Source organism: Actinomadura madurae, from assembly GCF_900115095.1.
Classification (GTDB): Bacteria; Actinomycetota; Actinomycetes; order Streptosporangiales; family Streptosporangiaceae; genus Spirillospora; species Spirillospora madurae.
The window spans coordinates 1-14,900 of the sequence record NZ_FOVH01000014.1; the positions used below are offsets into that span (position 1 = coordinate 1).

At 71.0% G+C, this 14,900-nt stretch carries 16 protein-coding genes and 1 pseudogene; 11 read left to right on the forward strand and 6 right to left on the reverse strand.

Features of this window, described 5'->3' with window-relative positions; translation table 11 throughout:
- From BM339_RS32290 to BM339_RS49005, 3 genes and pseudogenes are all read left to right on the forward strand, one after another.
- Nucleotides 1–324, forward strand: a 324-nt coding sequence (locus tag BM339_RS32290) for a transposase (protein WP_075023327.1), incomplete at its 5' end; no start/stop codon positions are given.
- Nucleotides 325–353: 29 nt separating this feature from the next.
- Entirely contained in the window at nt 354–653 is a 300-nt protein-coding gene (locus BM339_RS51845) for a winged helix-turn-helix domain-containing protein (RefSeq protein ID WP_256255580.1), read from the forward strand.
- Nucleotides 654–1,042: 389 nt separating this feature from the next.
- Nucleotides 1,043–1,141 (forward strand): annotated as a pseudogene (locus BM339_RS49005) (transposase); the annotation flags it as partial.
- Nucleotides 1,142–1,321: 180 nt separating this feature from the next.
- Here BM339_RS49005 and BM339_RS49010 read toward each other — a convergent pair.
- Entirely contained in the window at nt 1,322–1,582 is a 261-nt protein-coding gene (locus BM339_RS49010) for a hypothetical protein (RefSeq protein ID WP_143118694.1), read from the reverse strand.
- Nucleotides 1,583–1,763: 181 nt separating this feature from the next.
- On the opposite strand from BM339_RS49010, the gene BM339_RS32305 reads away from it, so the two are divergent.
- Nucleotides 1,764–3,011: a DUF5753 domain-containing protein gene (locus BM339_RS32305; RefSeq protein ID WP_143118695.1), complete on the forward strand. Its 1,248-nt coding sequence runs from the start codon at nt 1,764–1,766 to the stop codon at nt 3,009–3,011.
- A gap of 20 nt (nt 3,012–3,031) precedes the next feature.
- On the opposite strand, the gene nucS is transcribed toward BM339_RS32305, so the two are convergent.
- Nucleotides 3,032–3,712 (reverse strand): endonuclease NucS, encoded by a 681-nt coding sequence (gene nucS / locus BM339_RS32310; protein ID WP_021596298.1) that lies wholly within the window; start codon nt 3,710–3,712, stop codon nt 3,032–3,034.
- 537 nt (nt 3,713–4,249) lie between these two features.
- On the opposite strand from nucS, the gene BM339_RS50230 reads away from it, so the two are divergent.
- Nucleotides 4,250–4,423 (forward strand): hypothetical protein, encoded by a 174-nt coding sequence (locus tag BM339_RS50230; RefSeq protein WP_177287840.1) that lies wholly within the window; start codon nt 4,250–4,252, stop codon nt 4,421–4,423.
- A 97-nt stretch (nt 4,424–4,520) separates the two neighbouring features.
- Entirely contained in the window at nt 4,521–4,907 is a 387-nt protein-coding gene (locus BM339_RS32320; RefSeq protein ID WP_021597717.1) for an SCO5389 family protein, read from the forward strand.
- 44 nt (nt 4,908–4,951) lie between these two features.
- On the opposite strand, the gene BM339_RS32325 is transcribed toward BM339_RS32320, so the two are convergent.
- The gene (locus tag BM339_RS32325; RefSeq protein ID WP_075023485.1) at nt 4,952–5,935 is read right to left on the reverse strand and encodes an LLM class flavin-dependent oxidoreductase; all 984 of its coding nucleotides are present in this window, start codon (nt 5,933–5,935) and stop codon (nt 4,952–4,954) included.
- Between the two features lie 54 nt (nt 5,936–5,989).
- On the opposite strand from BM339_RS32325, the gene BM339_RS32330 reads away from it, so the two are divergent.
- From BM339_RS32330 to BM339_RS32345, 4 genes are all read left to right on the forward strand, one after another.
- Complete coding sequence (locus tag BM339_RS32330; protein WP_075023330.1) at nt 5,990–7,561, forward strand: 3-hydroxyacyl-CoA dehydrogenase family protein; 1,572 nt, start codon at nt 5,990–5,992, stop codon at nt 7,559–7,561.
- Between the two features lie 13 nt (nt 7,562–7,574).
- Nucleotides 7,575–7,880 (forward strand): hypothetical protein, encoded by a 306-nt coding sequence (locus BM339_RS32335; protein WP_021597714.1) that lies wholly within the window; start codon nt 7,575–7,577, stop codon nt 7,878–7,880.
- Nucleotides 7,881–7,904: 24 nt separating this feature from the next.
- Complete coding sequence (locus tag BM339_RS32340) at nt 7,905–8,627, forward strand: alpha/beta hydrolase (protein WP_021597713.1); 723 nt, start codon at nt 7,905–7,907, stop codon at nt 8,625–8,627.
- Nucleotides 8,628–8,691: 64 nt separating this feature from the next.
- Nucleotides 8,692–9,483: an alpha/beta fold hydrolase gene (locus tag BM339_RS32345; RefSeq protein WP_021597712.1), complete on the forward strand. Its 792-nt coding sequence runs from the start codon at nt 8,692–8,694 to the stop codon at nt 9,481–9,483.
- Nucleotides 9,484–9,508: 25 nt separating this feature from the next.
- Here the strand turns inward: BM339_RS32345 and BM339_RS32350 are convergent, their stop codons facing one another.
- The 3 genes from BM339_RS32350 to mce form a co-directional block, all read right to left on the reverse strand.
- On the reverse strand, nt 9,509–11,257 hold the full coding sequence (locus BM339_RS32350; protein WP_075023331.1) for an AI-2E family transporter: 1,749 nt from the start codon (nt 11,255–11,257) through the stop codon (nt 9,509–9,511).
- 114 nt (nt 11,258–11,371) lie between these two features.
- Nucleotides 11,372–12,700, reverse strand: a complete 1,329-nt coding sequence (locus BM339_RS32355; protein WP_021597710.1) for a DivIVA domain-containing protein — start codon at nt 12,698–12,700, stop codon at nt 11,372–11,374.
- A gap of 329 nt (nt 12,701–13,029) precedes the next feature.
- Complete coding sequence (mce, locus tag BM339_RS32360) at nt 13,030–13,464, reverse strand: methylmalonyl-CoA epimerase (protein WP_021597709.1); 435 nt, start codon at nt 13,462–13,464, stop codon at nt 13,030–13,032.
- Between the two features lie 126 nt (nt 13,465–13,590).
- Between mce and BM339_RS32365 the strand changes: the two genes are divergently transcribed.
- Nucleotides 13,591–14,790 (forward strand): acetyl-CoA C-acetyltransferase, encoded by a 1,200-nt coding sequence (locus BM339_RS32365; protein WP_075023332.1) that lies wholly within the window; start codon nt 13,591–13,593, stop codon nt 14,788–14,790.
- Nucleotides 14,791–14,900 lie beyond the last annotated feature (110 nt).

Below are 14,900 nucleotides of genomic sequence, written 5' to 3' on the forward strand. Positions count from 1 at the left end.
CCGCTGGTGCGGGGCATCGCGCCGATCCGCTCCCGGCGCGGGCCGCGTCGGCGCCGTCCCGCCAAGCTGCACGGCGACAAGGGCTACGACTACGCCGACCTGCGGCGCTGGCTACGCAGGCGGGGCATCACGCCGCGCATCGCGCGCCGCGGCATCGAGTCCTCCGACCGGCTGGGGCGGCACCGCTGGGTGGTGGAACGGACGGTGTCCTGGCTGAGCGGCTGCCGCCGCCTGCACCGCCGCTACGAACGCAAGCCCGAGCACTTCCTGGCCTTCGTCGGTATCGCCGCCACCCTCATCTGTCACCGCCGACTCGCCAAATGAGATGACGTCTAAGAGCCGGGTTGCGGCAGGTGGAGAAGTGGCGGCGAGCCTGGCGTGAGGGTGGGGCCGAGTCGCTGTGGTCCAGGGGGGCGCACTGTCGGCCGTGGCCGGACGATGCGGCCTTTGCGCGGTTGGGGGCCGAGTTGAATCGCGGTCCGGCCGCGCACGGCTATGCCGATGACCAGCAGTGGAGGCTGGGTCGGGTGGCCGCGCTGATCCGGCGGTTGTTCGGGATCGACCACACCCTGCCGGAAGTGTCGTTGCTGCTGCGCCGCAACGGCTGGTCGGTGCTGGTCCCCGGGGCAACGCGCCATCGAACGCGACGATGAGGCCGTGCAGGTGTGGAAAGAGCAGGTGTGGCCGCACGTGGAACCACCGCGGCGGACCTGGGCGCCTGGATCTGTTCCTCGATGAGACCGGTCAGGGACTCGGGCCGCCAGGTGGATGCTCCTGGAGCCGCCGGGGACACCGGCCGCGCGTGAGGGTGCACGGCGGCGAACAATTGACCCTGGTTAGCGGACGGACCGTATGCGCTTGTGTGGGTAGACGGGGTTGGTGGTCCTGCGCCGCGGGGACGCCCGCGGGCAGGCCCAGGGAGGCCACGAGGGCGGCGAAGCCGGCGCTGCACGTAAGGGCGGCGTGCCATGCCGTCCACGAACGCCTCCCGCGCGGCCGTGGCGACCTCGGCGGCCAGCGCGCCCGGCAGGTCCGCGGCGGCCTGGAGGGTCCGGTGGCTCGCGGCCTGACCGGCGTCCAACTGGTCATCTCCGACGCTCACGCTGGCCTGGTCGAGGCGATCGGATCGACACTGCCCGGTGGTGAGTTGGCAGTGGTGAATTGCTGTGTATAGAGGTGCCTCGGGTCGGCGTTGGTAGGTCATGCGACCCGAGGCGCTTTATCTTGTCGGCGGATCTCTTGGTCATTGCTGACTGTCTACGAAGTGGACTACTGGACGGCCCGCAGAGAACGGACGCAATGGCCTCGGTGAGCCAAGCGGTCAGATGTTGGGATTTTCTGATTGATCGTCCGGTTGCTCCTTCTCCTTATCGCCGGGACTGAGAAGGGGACGGCGCGTCCGGAGGACTTGGTTGAGTAGATCAGCGGTGCTGCCGATCACTGCGCAGGCGGTCAGCAGCGCTTCGGGGACCGGGTGGTCTGAGAGAAGCGACAGCGCGTCGGGCAAGATGCCGATGACGACTGTGACCATCGCGATCAGCAGTGGGCGCGGACCGGTCGGGGGACGTTCAGTGTGTTGCATGCCGCCTTCACCGTGTCGGGGTCCGGCACCCGGTGGCGCCGGACGGTTTCCAGCAAGCCAGACCCGGTGGGGGGTGCACTAGGCCGCAACGGCCGTCCCTTGGGGGTTGCAGAAAATGGCAACGCCTGGCATCGGCGAACTCGGTGGAACAGCGGCGCCTTGATTGCAGAGAATGGACCGCATGACCGACATCATGCCCCGGGGTTCCGTTGCCCCTCCGGCCTCGATGGGCCTGCGGCCTCTGTCCCCCAACCTCGACCCTGAGGTACAGGCGTGGGTCGAGGAGCTGCGCGGGCTCTGGGGCCAGGTAGGGATGTCGCAGGGGCGCTTTGCCCGCACTTACCACTTCGACAAGAGCGTTGTCTCGCGCTACCTCAACGGTCACCGTGTTCCCGGAGACCAGTCGTTCTTGGAGCGGCTGCTCGCCATCAAGGCGGAGCGGGGTATGGAGGTCTCTCCGGAGGTTCGCACACATCTGGCCAAGCTGTGGCTGGAGGCCCTGCGAGTTCGCCATCCGCACGAATACCGGGTGCGGATAGTTCGCGACGAGTTGCACGCCGCCGTGGTGGGCCAGCGCGAGGCCGACCGCTACGCCGCGCACCTAGAAGAGCAACTCGCCGAACGTATCCGCCAGCATGGCCGGCTGAAAGCCGCCTGGGAACGTGACCGAGCTGCTCTGCAGGCCGAACGAGACCAGCTCGAAGCTGAGATCACCGATCTCACCAGCCAGCTCGGCCACGCCCGCCGCCGCGCCACCGAGGGCGAACAACGCTGCCAGGAGCTCGAAGAACTTCTCTACCGGCTGGAAACCTTCCAGAGCAGATCAGACGGCATACCGTCCATGGAGTCCCGGAATTATGCGGAGCTGGAGGAATCGGCCTCCCTGATCCGCACATATGGACTGCACTTTGTCCCGGCGCTGCTCCAGACCGAGGGGTACGCGAGCGAGATCATCCGTCTGAGCAGCACCGGATTCACCGACCAAGAGATCGACCAGCGCGTGCGGCTGCGCATGAACCGTCAAGAGATCCTCACGGGTCCGGGCGCGCCGTTCCTGTGGGCCGCGATAGATGAGGGAGCACTGCGGCGTCCCATCGGCGATCCCGAAGTGATGCGTGGCCAGTTCAAGCACCTCATCGAGATGTCTCGACTACCCAAGGTCACCATTCAAATCATGCCGTTCGGGTACCAAGGACGCGTCTCCGAAGGAGGCGCCTTCACAATCCTGCGGTTTTCCGAGCGGAATCTGCCGGACATGGTTTACGTCGAGAACCTCACCAGCACGATGTATCTGGACGACCCCGAGGAAGTCGATGTGTACATGAGAAGCTTCAACACTCTCTGCATCGACAGCATGGAGGCGAAATACACTGTCGAGCTTCTCGACGAGTTTCTTCGGCTTACGGAACAGACTGACGCGCACCTGTGACATTCGTGACGTTAGGCCGGTTAGAAGAGGGTGCCCTCGTGTTGGATGCCGCGTAGGGCGTCGTAGTCGAGGGTTACGCAGTCGATGCCTCGGTCGGTGGCGAGGACGCGGGCCTGGGGTTTGATCTCCTGGGCCGCGAAGACGCCGCGGACGGGGGCGAGGTGCGGGTCGCGGTTGAGGAGTTCCAGGTAGCGGGTCAGCTGTTCTACGCCGTCGATTTCGCCGCGGCGTTTGATCTCGATGGCGACTGTGGCGCTGTCGGCGTCGCGGCAGAGGATGTCGACCGGGCCGATCGCGGTGGGGAACTCGCGGCGGATGAGGGTGTAGCCGTCGCCGAGGGTGGTGATGTGCTCGGCGAGGAGTTCCTGGAGGTGTGCTTCTACGCCGTCCTTCTGGAGGCCCGGGTCGAGGCCCAGCTCGTGGCTGGTGTCGTGCAGGATCTCCTCGATGGTGAGGATGAGCCGCTCGCCTGATTTGCCGTGCGTGACCGTCCAGCGGGCTATGGCGCCGTTCTCCTCGTAGGGCTCCTCGCGGAGCGAGCACGGCGGGTTCATCCAGTTGAGGGGCTTGTAGGCGCGGTCGTCGGCATGGACGCTCACGCTTCCGTCCGCCTTGATGAGGACGAGGCGGGGAGCCATGGGCAGGTGGGCGGTGAGCTTGCCGGCGTAGTCGACGCTGCAGCGGGCGATAACGAGACGCACGGTGCCTCACCTTAGTGCGGCGTCCGGCCGCTTCAGGCGAGATTGGTGTACCGGCGGTAATCGTTGTGGGCTCCGGTTGTGGGGGCTCTCCAGCGGGTTGATCGCTGCTTGTGCTGATTCTCGGTCCTCGACCGCCACCTGCCGCGCTGGGACGCCGCCGCGGCACTCGCCCGCCCAGGCGTGGCCGCCTCGTGGGTCGTGGGTGAAATGGCAGCCTTGAGGCTCAAGCTCTCGCGGGCTCACTGGATGGCGAGATCCGTCTCTCCTCGGTCCCGATGCCGGCTGTGCTGGACGAGATGCCAGCCGAGGTCGTCGACGCCGTCCTCGCGGGGCTTCTCCTGTAAGTCCTGTGCGAGGGGCAGGGGCACGTGTGAGCGCGGCGGGTGGGGTGTCTAAGGCACTCCGGGGCGGGCGGATAGGGCGTCGTGCCGATGTGGGGGTGGGGGCCTTAGCGCGAGTGTCTTGGGTGTCGGGCCGTGGCGTGCGGTCCGGGACGTTCGGGGAGAGGTCGTGTACCACCACCAGATCATGCGGGACATGGCGAGGCAGCGGGCGGAGGCCCGGCGGGCCGAGGCGGAGGCCGTGCGGGACGTTCGGCTGGCGCGGCGGGCGCGGGCGTACTGGGCCGAGTTCGCCGAGCGGCAGGCCGTCCGGCCGGGGCGGGGGCGGGGGCGGGCGCGGGGGCACGGGGCGGCACCGCGCGGCGCGTAGCGGAATGAAAATCTTTGTCAAGGCCTGGAATTCCCACGGGAGCGTGGTTAGCGTCGGCGGGTGGGTGTTCATCCTCTCTGCGAAAGGATCCCCGCACATGTCCCTCGACGTGACCCCGGAACTGCTCGAGACGGCGCAGAAGGGCGAGGTCGGCGACGCGGCCTTCATCGAGTGCATCAGGACGTCCCTCCCGTACGCGTGGGACATGATCACCGGGCTGGTGGCGCGGCTCCAGGTGGACGGGGGTGACTTCGCCGACAACCTCACGCCGCCGCCGGACGAGCAGGCCCGCGGCCAGCTCCTCCGCGTCCTCGCCAGCGACGCCATGCGCGGCGCGCTGGAGCGCCACTTCGGGATGAAGCTCGCCTTCCAGAACTGCCACCGCGTCGCCGTCTTCCCGAGCGGCGACTCCGACGTCTACCGGACGTTCGTGACCGCCCGCGAGCAGATCCTCAACCAGTCTCCCGAGCTCCGCGACTGCTGAGCGGAAACGGTGCGGCGTGCCGAGGCGATCGGCACGCCGCACGTCTATGTGGCGGCGCGGACCTTGGGAAGGACGTCGGCGCCCAGGCGGGCGATGTTCTCCAGGGTGGCGGCGCGGGAGCCGGCCGCCTCGACGAGCAGGATCAGGTGCCCGATCCCGGTGCGTTCCGCCGTGGTCACGAGCGACTCGACGCAGTCGTCCGGTGAGCCGACGGGGTGCAGGTCGCACATGCGGCGGGTGTAGCCGACCGGGTCGCGGGGCGGGCGGGGACGGTCGTCCACGGCGACGTATCCGTCCAGGCCGGGGCCGAGCCAGCGCGGCATCTCGTCCATGAGGGTGCGGACGGCCTCCTCCCGCGTGTCGGCGACCTGGGCCACGTGGGTCGAGATGTGGGGGAGGGACGGGTCGCCGTGGCGGGAGATGGCGGCGGCCTTCTCGTCCGGTCCGACGTGCATGCCGAGAAGCATCGGCAACCCGCGTTCGGCCGCGAGCGCCTCTGTGGCGGGGGACGTGCAGGCGACCGTGACCTGCGGTGGGACGAGCGCGCGCGGGACGACCGGTACCTCGCGGAAGCGGAAGTGCTCGCCCGACCACGCGACGCGGTCGGACCGCAGCCAGGCGAGCAGCAGGTCCAGCGACTCGGCGAAGCCGTGCTCGTAGCGGGGCAGGCCGGTGCCGAAGACCTCCAGGTCGCGCCACGGACCGCCGCGCCCGACGCCCAGCCGGAACCGGCCGCCGGACAGCAGCGACAGCATCGCGGCCTGCTCGGCCAGCGCCACCGGATGCTGGGTGGAGAGGACGCTCACCGCCGTCCCGACGTGGACGCGGGTGGTCGCGGCCAGGATGTGCCCGGCCAGCAGCGTCGCCGACGGGACGACCCCGTAGGTCATGAAGTGGTGTTCGGCCAGCCACACGTCGTCGAACCCGGCCTGCTCGGCGGCGATGGCGGCATCAACGGTGCGGGACAGGGCGGCGGTGTCGTCTTGTCCGGGGAAACGGGCGGCGAGGAGGAAGATTCCGAGGCGCACGTTCCGGTCGTACCCGGGCATGGCGGCGCGTGCGCGCTCTGGGAGACTGCGGGCATGACTGGTGGTTCGTTCAGCAGGGTCGGGGTCGTCGGACTGGGCACGATGGGCGCGGGCATCGCCGAGGTGGTGGCGCGCGGCGGCCTCGCGGTCGTCGGCATCGAGGTGAACAGGGACGCGCTGGAACGCGGGCGCGGGCACCTGGAGAGCTCGACCGGGCGGGCCGTGAAGCGCGGCAGGCTCACCGAGGACGCGCAGCGCGAGATCCTCGGCCGGATCACGCTGTCCACCGACTTCGCCGACCTCGGCGACTGCGACCTCGTGATCGAGGCCGTCCCGGAGCGGCTCGACCTCAAGCGCAAGGTCTTCGCCGAGCTGGACCGGGTGTGCCGGGACGACGCCGTCCTCGCCACCAACACCTCGTCGCTGTCGGTCACCGACATCGCGGTCACCACCGGCCGTCCCAGTGAGATCGTCGGGGTGCACTTCTTCAACCCGGCGCCGGTGATGAAGCTGGTCGAGATCATCGGGACGGTGCTGACCGAGCCGGAGGCCGTGACCCGGGTCGCCGAGCTGGTGCGGGGCCTCGGCAAGACGCCGGTCACGATCGGCGACCGGGCCGGGTTCGTCGCGAACCGGCTGCTGTTCGGCTACCTGAACCAGGCCGCCGGGATGCTGGAGGCCGGCCACGCCACCCGCGACGACATCGACACCGCGATGAAGGAGGGCGCGGGCCTGCCGATGGGCCCGTTCACCCTCATGGACCTGATCGGCCTCGACACCTGCCTGGAGGTGCTGGACGCCATCTACGCCGAGTCGCGCGACCGGCGGCACGCCGCGTCGCCGGTGCTTCGCGAGCTGGTCACCGCCGGGCTGCTCGGCCGCAAGACCGGCCGCGGCTTCTACTCTCATGACGATTCCGCCGGTGCGGGGGAGGAGGCGGCGGACGTCCCGCAGCCGGTGGTGGGCATCGTCGGCGTCGGGCCGCTCGCGGACGCGGTCGCCGCGCTGTGCGAACGGGCGGGCAGTGAGGTGCGTGACTCCGCCGCCGGCCTCGCCTCCTGCGACCTGATCATCGAGGCGGCGGAGGACGCCGAGGCCGCGCGGGCGCTGCTGTCGGCCGCCGTCCAGGCCGCCAAGCCCGGCACGGTCGTCGCCGTCACCTCCGTGGACGGCTCCGTGATCGGGCAGGCCATGGCCACCGGACGTCCCGCCGACGTCGTCGGGCTGCACCTTCCCGACCCGGCGGGCACCCTCGCCGAGGTCGCCGCGACGGTGGCGACCGCCCCGGACGTCGCCGAGCGCGCCGCCGGCCTGCTCGGGCGCCTCGGTCTCACCGCCGTCCGGTGCCGCGACCGCGCCGGCTTCATCGTGGACGCGCTGCGCTTCCCGTACCTGAACGACGCCGCCGCCATGCTCGGCGCCGGGTACGCCGACGCCGACGCGATCGACGCCGCGATGACGCTGGGCTGCGGCTACCCGACCGGGCCGATCGCCGACCTCGACCGCCTCGGCCCGGACCGCGCCGTCGCCGTCCTGCGCGCCCTGCACGCGCAGACGCGCGAGCCGTCGCTCGCCCCGGCCCCGCTCCTTGTGGAGCACGTCACCGCGGGCAAGCCGCTGCGCTGAATATCCTCGAAGCATGAGCCCCCGCAAGAACCGCCGCGCCGTCTCCGGACGCCCCCCGAAGGGCGGTGCCCGGGTTCAGGAGACCGAGGAGGGGCCGGACGGCGAATGGATCGTCCGGCCGATCGCGGGGGCCAACGCGACGAAGCCGTACCGGTGCCCCGGATGCGACCAGGAGATCCCGCCCGGTGCCGGGCACGTCGTCGCCTGGCGGGCGGGCGACAGGGGCGACGACCGGCGGCACTGGCATCGCCCCTGCTGGCAGGCCCGCACCCGGCGAGCGCCCCGCATCCTGCGCGGCCGCAATGCGCCTCGTTACTGAAGCGCCCCGTTACTAAGGAGACCCATGGCGGAGATCAGGGCGGCGAGCGTGCTGCCGGCGCGGCGCGAGGAGATCACGCTGCACACGTCGGACGGGCTGGAACTGGTCGGGGAGCTGGCGCTGCCGCCGGAGCGGCCGCCGGTGGCGACGCTGGTCTGCCTGCATCCGCTGCCCACGGCCGAGGGGATGATGGACAGCCACGTGCTGCGCAAGGCGTCCTACCGGCTGCCGGCGCTCGCCGACCTGGCGGTGCTGCGGTTCAACACGCGTGGGACGACGTCGGCGCGCGGCACGAGCCAGGGCGAGTTCGGAGACGGGGAGACCGAGCGGTTCGACGTGGCGGCGGCGCTGGAGTACACCGAGTACCACGACCTGCCGCGCCCGTGGCTGCTGGGCTGGTCGTTCGGCACGGAGCTGGCGCTGCGGTGGGGACGCGACCCGCTGGTGGAGGGGGTGATCCTGCTGTCGCCGCCGCTGAAGCGCGCGGGGGACGCCGACCTGGACGCGTGGGGCGCCGACGGGCGTCCGGTGGTGGCCCTCGTGCCCGAGTTCGACGACTACCTGCGTCCGGCGGAGGCGCGGGAGCGGTTCAAGCGCGTCCCGCAGGCCGAGGTGGTCGCGGTGGACAACGCCAAGCACCTCTGGGTGGGCGAGCCCTACGTCCGGATCGTGCTGAACGAGATCGTCGAGCGGGTCGCGCCGGCCGCCCATCCGTTGCCCACCGAATGGGATGAATCGGACAACTAAACACATGCGGCCGATCGCGGCCACTCCCGTCCCACCGGACGCGATCGCGGGTGACGATTGCCCAATGACGGTGCAGCTGTACGCACGGGACGTCGGACGCGGCACACCGCTCATCCTGCTGCACGCCTTCCCGCTCTCCTCGGCGATGTGGCTGGCCCAGCGCGAGGGCCTCGCGAACCGCTTCCGGATCATCACCCCCGACCTGCGCGGTTTCGGCGGGTCCGTGCTCGGCGACGACGAGCCGTCGATCGACACCATGGCCGACGACGTCGCCCGCATGTTCCGCCGCCTCGGCGTCCGGCGGGCCGTCGTCGGCGGCCTGTCGATGGGCGGCTACGTGGCGATGGCGCTGTGCCGGCGGCACCCCGACCTGATCCTCGGCCTCGTGCTGGCCGCGACCCGCGCCTCCGCCGACCCCGCGCCCGTCCGGGAGAACCGGCTGCGCCAGGCCGAGCGGCTGGACCGCGACCGCAGCACCCGGGTCCTCGTGGACGAGGTGCTGCCCGACCTCGTCGGGCCCACCACCTACCGGCAGCGCGCCCTGATCTACGGGCGGGTCCGCGGCCTCGTCCAGGCCACCCCGCCGCACGCCGCCGCGTGGGCGCAGCGCGCCATGGCGGGACGCGCGGACTCGTTCGGCGCGCTCGGCGACCTGCGGGTGCCCGCCCTCGTCATGGTCGGGGACGAGGACGTGCTCGCCACCGAGGACGAGGCCCGCGCCATGGCCGGCGCCCTGCCGAACGCCGAGCTGCTGGTGATGCCGCGCGCCGGCCACCTGTGCGCGGTCGAGCAGCCGGACCTGTTCAACCAGGCGGTGGCGGAGTTCGCCGCCGCCCTCGCCCGCACGTCCCGGTGACCCGCGGGGTGCCGGCGGGCGTGACTCAGAGCGTCTCCTGACGGGGGATGGCAACCTCGCGGATCAGCAGCGAGATCGCCGCCGCCGTCGGGATCGCCAGCAGCGCCCCGACCACGCCGAGCAGCGCCGCCCCGACCAGCGCCGCCACGATCGTCACCGCCGGCTGGACGTCCACGGTCCGTTTCATCACGCGCGGATAGACCAGGTAGTTCTCCACCTGCTGGTACACCAGGTAGAAGACCGCACAGATGATCAGGTCGGTGGTGTCCCCGGTGAGGAACGCGACCAGCGACACGATCACCGCGCCGATCGTGGCGCCGATCAGCGGGATCAGGTCGGTCACCGCGACGATCAGCGCCAGCGCGAGCGCGTACTTCACCCCGACGATCGACAGGAAGATGTACGAGCACACGCCCGCGATGAACGCGATGGTGAACTGCCCGGCGACGTAGCCGCCGATCCGGTCGAGGATCTCGTCGCCGAGCAGGGCGACGCGGGCTCTTCGCGAGCGCGGCGCGAGCTGGTAGAAGAACGTCTTGATCTGCGGCAGCGAGCTGAGGAAGTACAGCGTCAGGATCAGGATCGTGATCGTCTGGAAGATGCCGTTGACCGCGACCTTCCCGATCCCGGTGGCGGTGTCGGTGAGGCTGTTCTGGAAGTCGGGGCTGTTGACCGCCTTCTCGGCCCGCTCCAGCAGGCCGTAGCGCTTGTCCCAGTCGGCCAGCGTCCGGTTGTTCTGCAGCTGCTCGACGTACTCGGGGATGTTCTTGCGCAGCTCGGTGACCTGCTCGGTGACCGGCTGGACGAGCGAGGCGACGAACCCGGCGAAGAACAGGATCACGAGCAGGAACACCGACGCGACCGCCGCGCCGCGCGGGAGCCCGAACTTGCGGAGCCGCTCGACCGCCGGGTTCAGCCCGACCGCCAGGAACATCGCGACGACGATCATCACGATCACGGACTTGGCGTTGGTGGCGGCCCGCACCAGCAGCCAGGCGGTGATGACGCCGAGCGCCGCGGTGAACCCGAACACGAACGGGTGGGCGCGGCCGAGCGGCTGGCCGGGCCGTCCGAACGGGAACAGGTGGTCGACGCCCGCCTCGCGCTTGCGCTGCTCGACGTCGTGCGCCGGGTCGGGGGCGCGCGGGTCGGGCGCGGCCCGCTCGGCGGCGACCCGCGCCGGGAGCGTGACCGGGGTGCCGGTCGCCGGGTCGCGTTCACCCACGGGCGGCTCGGTCTCCTCGGGAACGAGCGCACCACTGGGCGCGACCTCGGTGTCGCCCTCCCTGCCCCCGCTCCCGCTCCCGTCCCTGTCCTGGTCTCGGTCGCCCTCGCCGTTCCGGTCGCCCTCGCCGTCCCGGTTGGTCTCGCTGTTCCGGCCGGTCTTGCTGTCCCGGTCGCCCTCGTCGCTCCGGTCGCCTCCGTCGCTCCGGTTGGTCTCGTCGTCCCGGTCGGCCTCCTCAGTGTCGACGGTGTCGGCGCTGTCGGTGTCCGTGCTCTCCTTGCCGGACTCGCCAGGCTCGCCGGGTTCGGGGGGTTCGGCGGGCTCGCTGGACTTGCCGGGCGCGGTCGGCTCGGCGGGCGCGGTGGGCTCGCCGGGTTCTGTGGACGGACGGGCCGGGTGGGTCGGGCGGGCCGGGGCGGGGCCGGGCGTGGGTTTCGGCCGGTCGTCGTCGGGGGGTGGGGCGGGCGTGGGGACCCTGCCGCCGGTCGCGGGCCGGGTCTCGCCGGACGCCGGCTTCGGACCGTCCTCGTGGGGGGTCTCGTCGGGCACGCCGCTCTCCTCTTCGTCACGCCTACGGTGTGAGACGACGGAAAGCCTGGAGACGTTTCACCGCCTCCAGGCTTTTCCTGTCACGCGCAGACCGTCAGGCGGTCACCGTACCGGTCACTCCTGCCACCAGTCCTCGTCGTCCTCCTCGGACTTCTTGGCCTGGGCCGGCTTGGCCGCGGGCGCGGCCTTGGCGGCCGGCTGCTGCTTCGGCGCGGCCTGCGGAGCCGGGGCCGGCTTCGGCTCGGCCGCCGGGATCGCGGCCTTCTCCGGGGCGGCGGCCAGCTCGGCGTCGCCGCCCATCGTCGGCGCGACGCCGCCGATGAGCTGGCGCAGCTGGTTGAGGTGGCTGGTGATGCTGTCGCGCTGCCGGGTGAGCTCGTCGACCTGCCGCTGCGCCGCGGTCCGGACGCGGTCGGCCTCGGCCTTGGTCTCGGCGAGCAGCTGCTCGGCCTGTGCCTTGGCCTCGGCGATCACGTTGTCGGAGTTCTTGCGGGCGTTGGCCATCAGCTGCTTGGCGTGCGAGTCGGCCTCGCGCCGCGTCTGCTCGGCCTGCTGGGTCGCCTTCGCGGCGCGCTGCTCGGCGGACGCGGCCCGCTGCTCGGCCTCGGCGACCAGCTTCTGCGTCGCGGCCTGCGCGGCGGAGTGGCGCTCGGCGTCCTGCCGGTCGGCCTCTTCGCGGCGGGCGGCGAGCTGGATCTCGAACTCCGCCTCGGCCTGGGCGCGCTGGGCCTCGCTCTCCTCCAGGATGCGCTGCGCCTGGGCGCGCATCTCGTCGGCCTGCCGCTTGGCCGTGGTGAGGATCTCGTCCCGCTCGCGCTTGGTGGACGCGCGCAGCTGCGCGACCTCGCGCTCGGTGGTGGTGCGCAGCTTGGCGATCTCCCGCTCCGCGGCGGCGCGCTTCTCGGCGACCTCGTGGTCGGCGGTGGCGCGCAGCTTGGCCACCTCGCGCTCGGTCGTGGAGGTCAGCTCGTCGGCCTCGCGGCGGGCCGACGTGCGCACCTCCTCGGCCTCCCGCTCGGCCGCCCCGCGCATGTCGTCGCCCTCGCGCTGGGCGTTGGCGCGCAGTTCGGCGGCGTCGTTCTCGGCGGTCGCGCGCTGCTCGGCGGCGTCCACCTTGGCGGCGGCCTTGATCTCGTTGGCCTCCGACCGGGCGGCCTGGACGAGCTCGGTGGCCTGCTCTTCGGCCAGCCGCAGCAGCTGCTCGATGCGGGCGCCTAGACCGGAGTAGGTGGGACGTTCCTGCTCCTGCAGCTGCCGATGGGCGTCCGACAGCTCCCGCTGCAGGGCCTGGGTCTGCTCGCGGGTCTGCCGCACCTCGTTGTCGAGCGACTTGATGTGCTCGTCGACCTGGTGCCGGTCGTAGCCGCGAAGCACCACGTCGAACTCGCGCGGGGGCGTGTCTTCAAAGAAGTTGCTGAGCTGGGCGTCGATGTCGGACTGCATGTGGCTCAATCCTGATGTGACGGGGCTACGGGTGGTTCCGGGGACCGGTTGATCGCCTGGCATGAAACGGCGCAGAGCCCCAGACCTCTTCCGGCGAATGAAGCGTACTCCGGACACTGCCGTGTTGGGGGCTCATCTTGACGCGCTGCGTGGATTGTCCTTTTTGTTCGGGCGCGTCGCGGGCGATCGGGTGCCCAGGTGCCGGGGGTGCAAATACACCAGATGTGTCTGAACGGTCACAGAGCGGCGGTCGACGCCCCGCCCCCCGTGACCGTGATATCGAACACGTCACGATCCGGTCGCGCCCGCGCCTCCCCCGGCGGGCAAGATCATCCGGCGTCCGGGCGCTTCTGCACCAGCTCCGTCAGGACGCCGTGGCAGTCCTTGGGATGCAAAAAGTTGATCAAGGATTCCATGGATCCGTTCCGCGGCGCGTCGTACAGCACCCGGACGCCCTTCCCCGCGATGCCGGCGGCCTCGTCGGCGACCGTCCCGTCCGTCCCGAACGCGATGTGGTGGACGCCCTCACCGTTCTTCTCCAGCCACTTGGCCACCGCCGAGTCCTCCCGGATCGGCTCGATCAGCTGTATGTAGCTCGCGGCCCCGTCGCCCGTCTCGTTGATCTTGAGCATGCACTCCCGGACGCCCTGCTCCTCGTTCACCTCGAAATGCGTGTCGGTGAAGCCGTAGGTCGCCTTGTAGAACTCGACGGTGGCCTCCAGATCGCGACAGGCGATGCCGATGTGGTCGATACGGGTCAGCATGGGCGTTACTCCCTCTCAGACGTCCAGACTCCCTCTCGGGCGCCAGGCGGGGGCGAACGGAACCGGTCGCAGGTCCCGTGGGTATCGTGGCAAACGTCGCCGCAGCACCCTTCTGGAGGCCCCCACATGACCGCAACGTCCGTGATCGTCGCCGGAGCGCGCACCCCCATCGGCCGCCTGATGGGCTCGCTGAAGGACTTCTCCGCGGCCGACCTCGGCGCGCACGCGATCAAGGCGGCGCTGGAGCGGGCCGGTGTCTCCGGCGACCAGGTGCAGTACGTGGTCCTCGGCCAGGTGCTCCAGGCCGGCGCGGGCCAGATCCCGTCCCGGCAGGCCGCGGTGAAGGCGGGCATCCCGATGAGCGTCCCGTCCGTCACGATCAACAAGGTGTGCCTGTCCGGCCTGGACGCGATCGCGCTCGCCGACCAGCTGATCCGCGCGGGCGAGTTCGACATCGTGGTGGCCGGCGGCATGGAGTCGATGTCCCAGGCGCCGCACCTGCTGCCGAAGTCGCGCGGCGGCTACAAGTACGGCTCGGTCGAGGTCCTCGACCACATGGCCTACGACGCGCTCACCGACGCGTTCGACGGCATCTCCATGGGCGAGTCGACCGACCGCTACAACGCCAAGCTGGGCATCACCCGCGAGGAGCAGGACGAGTTCTCCGCCCGCTCCCACCAGCGCGCCGCCGAGGGCATCAAGAACGGCGTCTTCGACGACGAGATCGCCCCGGTCGAGATCCCGCAGCGCAAGGGCGACCCGGTCGTCTTCGCCCAGGACGAGGGCGTGCGCGGCGACACCACCGCGGAGGTCCTCGCCCGGCTGCGTCCCGCGTTCGGCAAGGACGGGACGATCACCGCCGGCTCGTCCTCGCAGATCTCCGACGGCGCCGCGGCGGTCGTCGTGATGTCCAAGGCCAAGGCCGAGGAGCTGGGCCTCAGCTGGCTCGCCGAGATCGGCGCGCACGGCAACGTCGCCGGGCCGGACAACTCACTGCAGTCCCAGCCGTCCAACGCGATCGAGCACGCCCTCGGCAAGGCGGGCCTGTCCGTGGACGACCTCGACCTCATCGAGATCAACGAGGCGTTCGCCTCCGTCGGCATCCAGTCGATGCGCGACCTCGGCGTCGGCCCCGAGAAGGTCAACGTCAACGGCGGCGCCATCGCGGTCGGCCACCCCGTCGGCATGTCCGGCGCCCGCATCGCCCTCCACCTCGCCTACGAGCTGAAGCGCCGCGGCGGCGGCGTCGGCGCCGCCGGCCTCTGCGGCGGCGGCGGCCAGGGCGACGCGTTGCTCATCAGTGTTCCGACCCGAACCCTCGCCTAGCGGCTCGGAACCGGTCGGACCACGGGCGATCGCTGGCATCGCTCCGGCTCGCCCAGCGGCTCGCTTCGCGATCAGGTTCTCGCAAGCTCGAACCTGCCTTCGGACGCGAT

Excerpts from the sequence above, each read along its gene's own strand:
- BM339_RS32340 (WP_021597713.1), top strand. The coding sequence starts at position 7,905 with ATGGCGGAGATCAGGGCGGCGAGCGTGCTGCCGGCGCGGCGCGAGGAG.
- BM339_RS32345 (WP_021597712.1), top strand. The coding sequence starts at position 8,692 with ATGACGGTGCAGCTGTACGCACGGGACGTCGGACGCGGCACACCGCTC.
- BM339_RS32330 (WP_075023330.1), top strand. The coding sequence starts at position 5,990 with ATGACTGGTGGTTCGTTCAGCAGGGTCGGGGTCGTCGGACTGGGCACG.
- mce (WP_021597709.1), bottom strand. The coding sequence starts at position 13,464 with ATGCTGACCCGTATCGACCACATCGGCATCGCCTGTCGCGATCTGGAG.
- BM339_RS32305 (WP_143118695.1), top strand. The coding sequence starts at position 1,764 with ATGACCGACATCATGCCCCGGGGTTCCGTTGCCCCTCCGGCCTCGATG.
- BM339_RS50230 (WP_177287840.1), top strand. The coding sequence starts at position 4,250 with ATGGCGAGGCAGCGGGCGGAGGCCCGGCGGGCCGAGGCGGAGGCCGTG.
- BM339_RS49010 (WP_143118694.1), bottom strand. The coding sequence starts at position 1,582 with ATGCAACACACTGAACGTCCCCCGACCGGTCCGCGCCCACTGCTGATC.
- BM339_RS32320 (WP_021597717.1), top strand. The coding sequence starts at position 4,521 with ATGTCCCTCGACGTGACCCCGGAACTGCTCGAGACGGCGCAGAAGGGC.
- BM339_RS32365 (WP_075023332.1), top strand. The coding sequence starts at position 13,591 with ATGACCGCAACGTCCGTGATCGTCGCCGGAGCGCGCACCCCCATCGGC.
- BM339_RS32355 (WP_021597710.1), bottom strand. The coding sequence starts at position 12,700 with ATGCAGTCCGACATCGACGCCCAGCTCAGCAACTTCTTTGAAGACACG.
- BM339_RS32335 (WP_021597714.1), top strand. The coding sequence starts at position 7,575 with ATGAGCCCCCGCAAGAACCGCCGCGCCGTCTCCGGACGCCCCCCGAAG.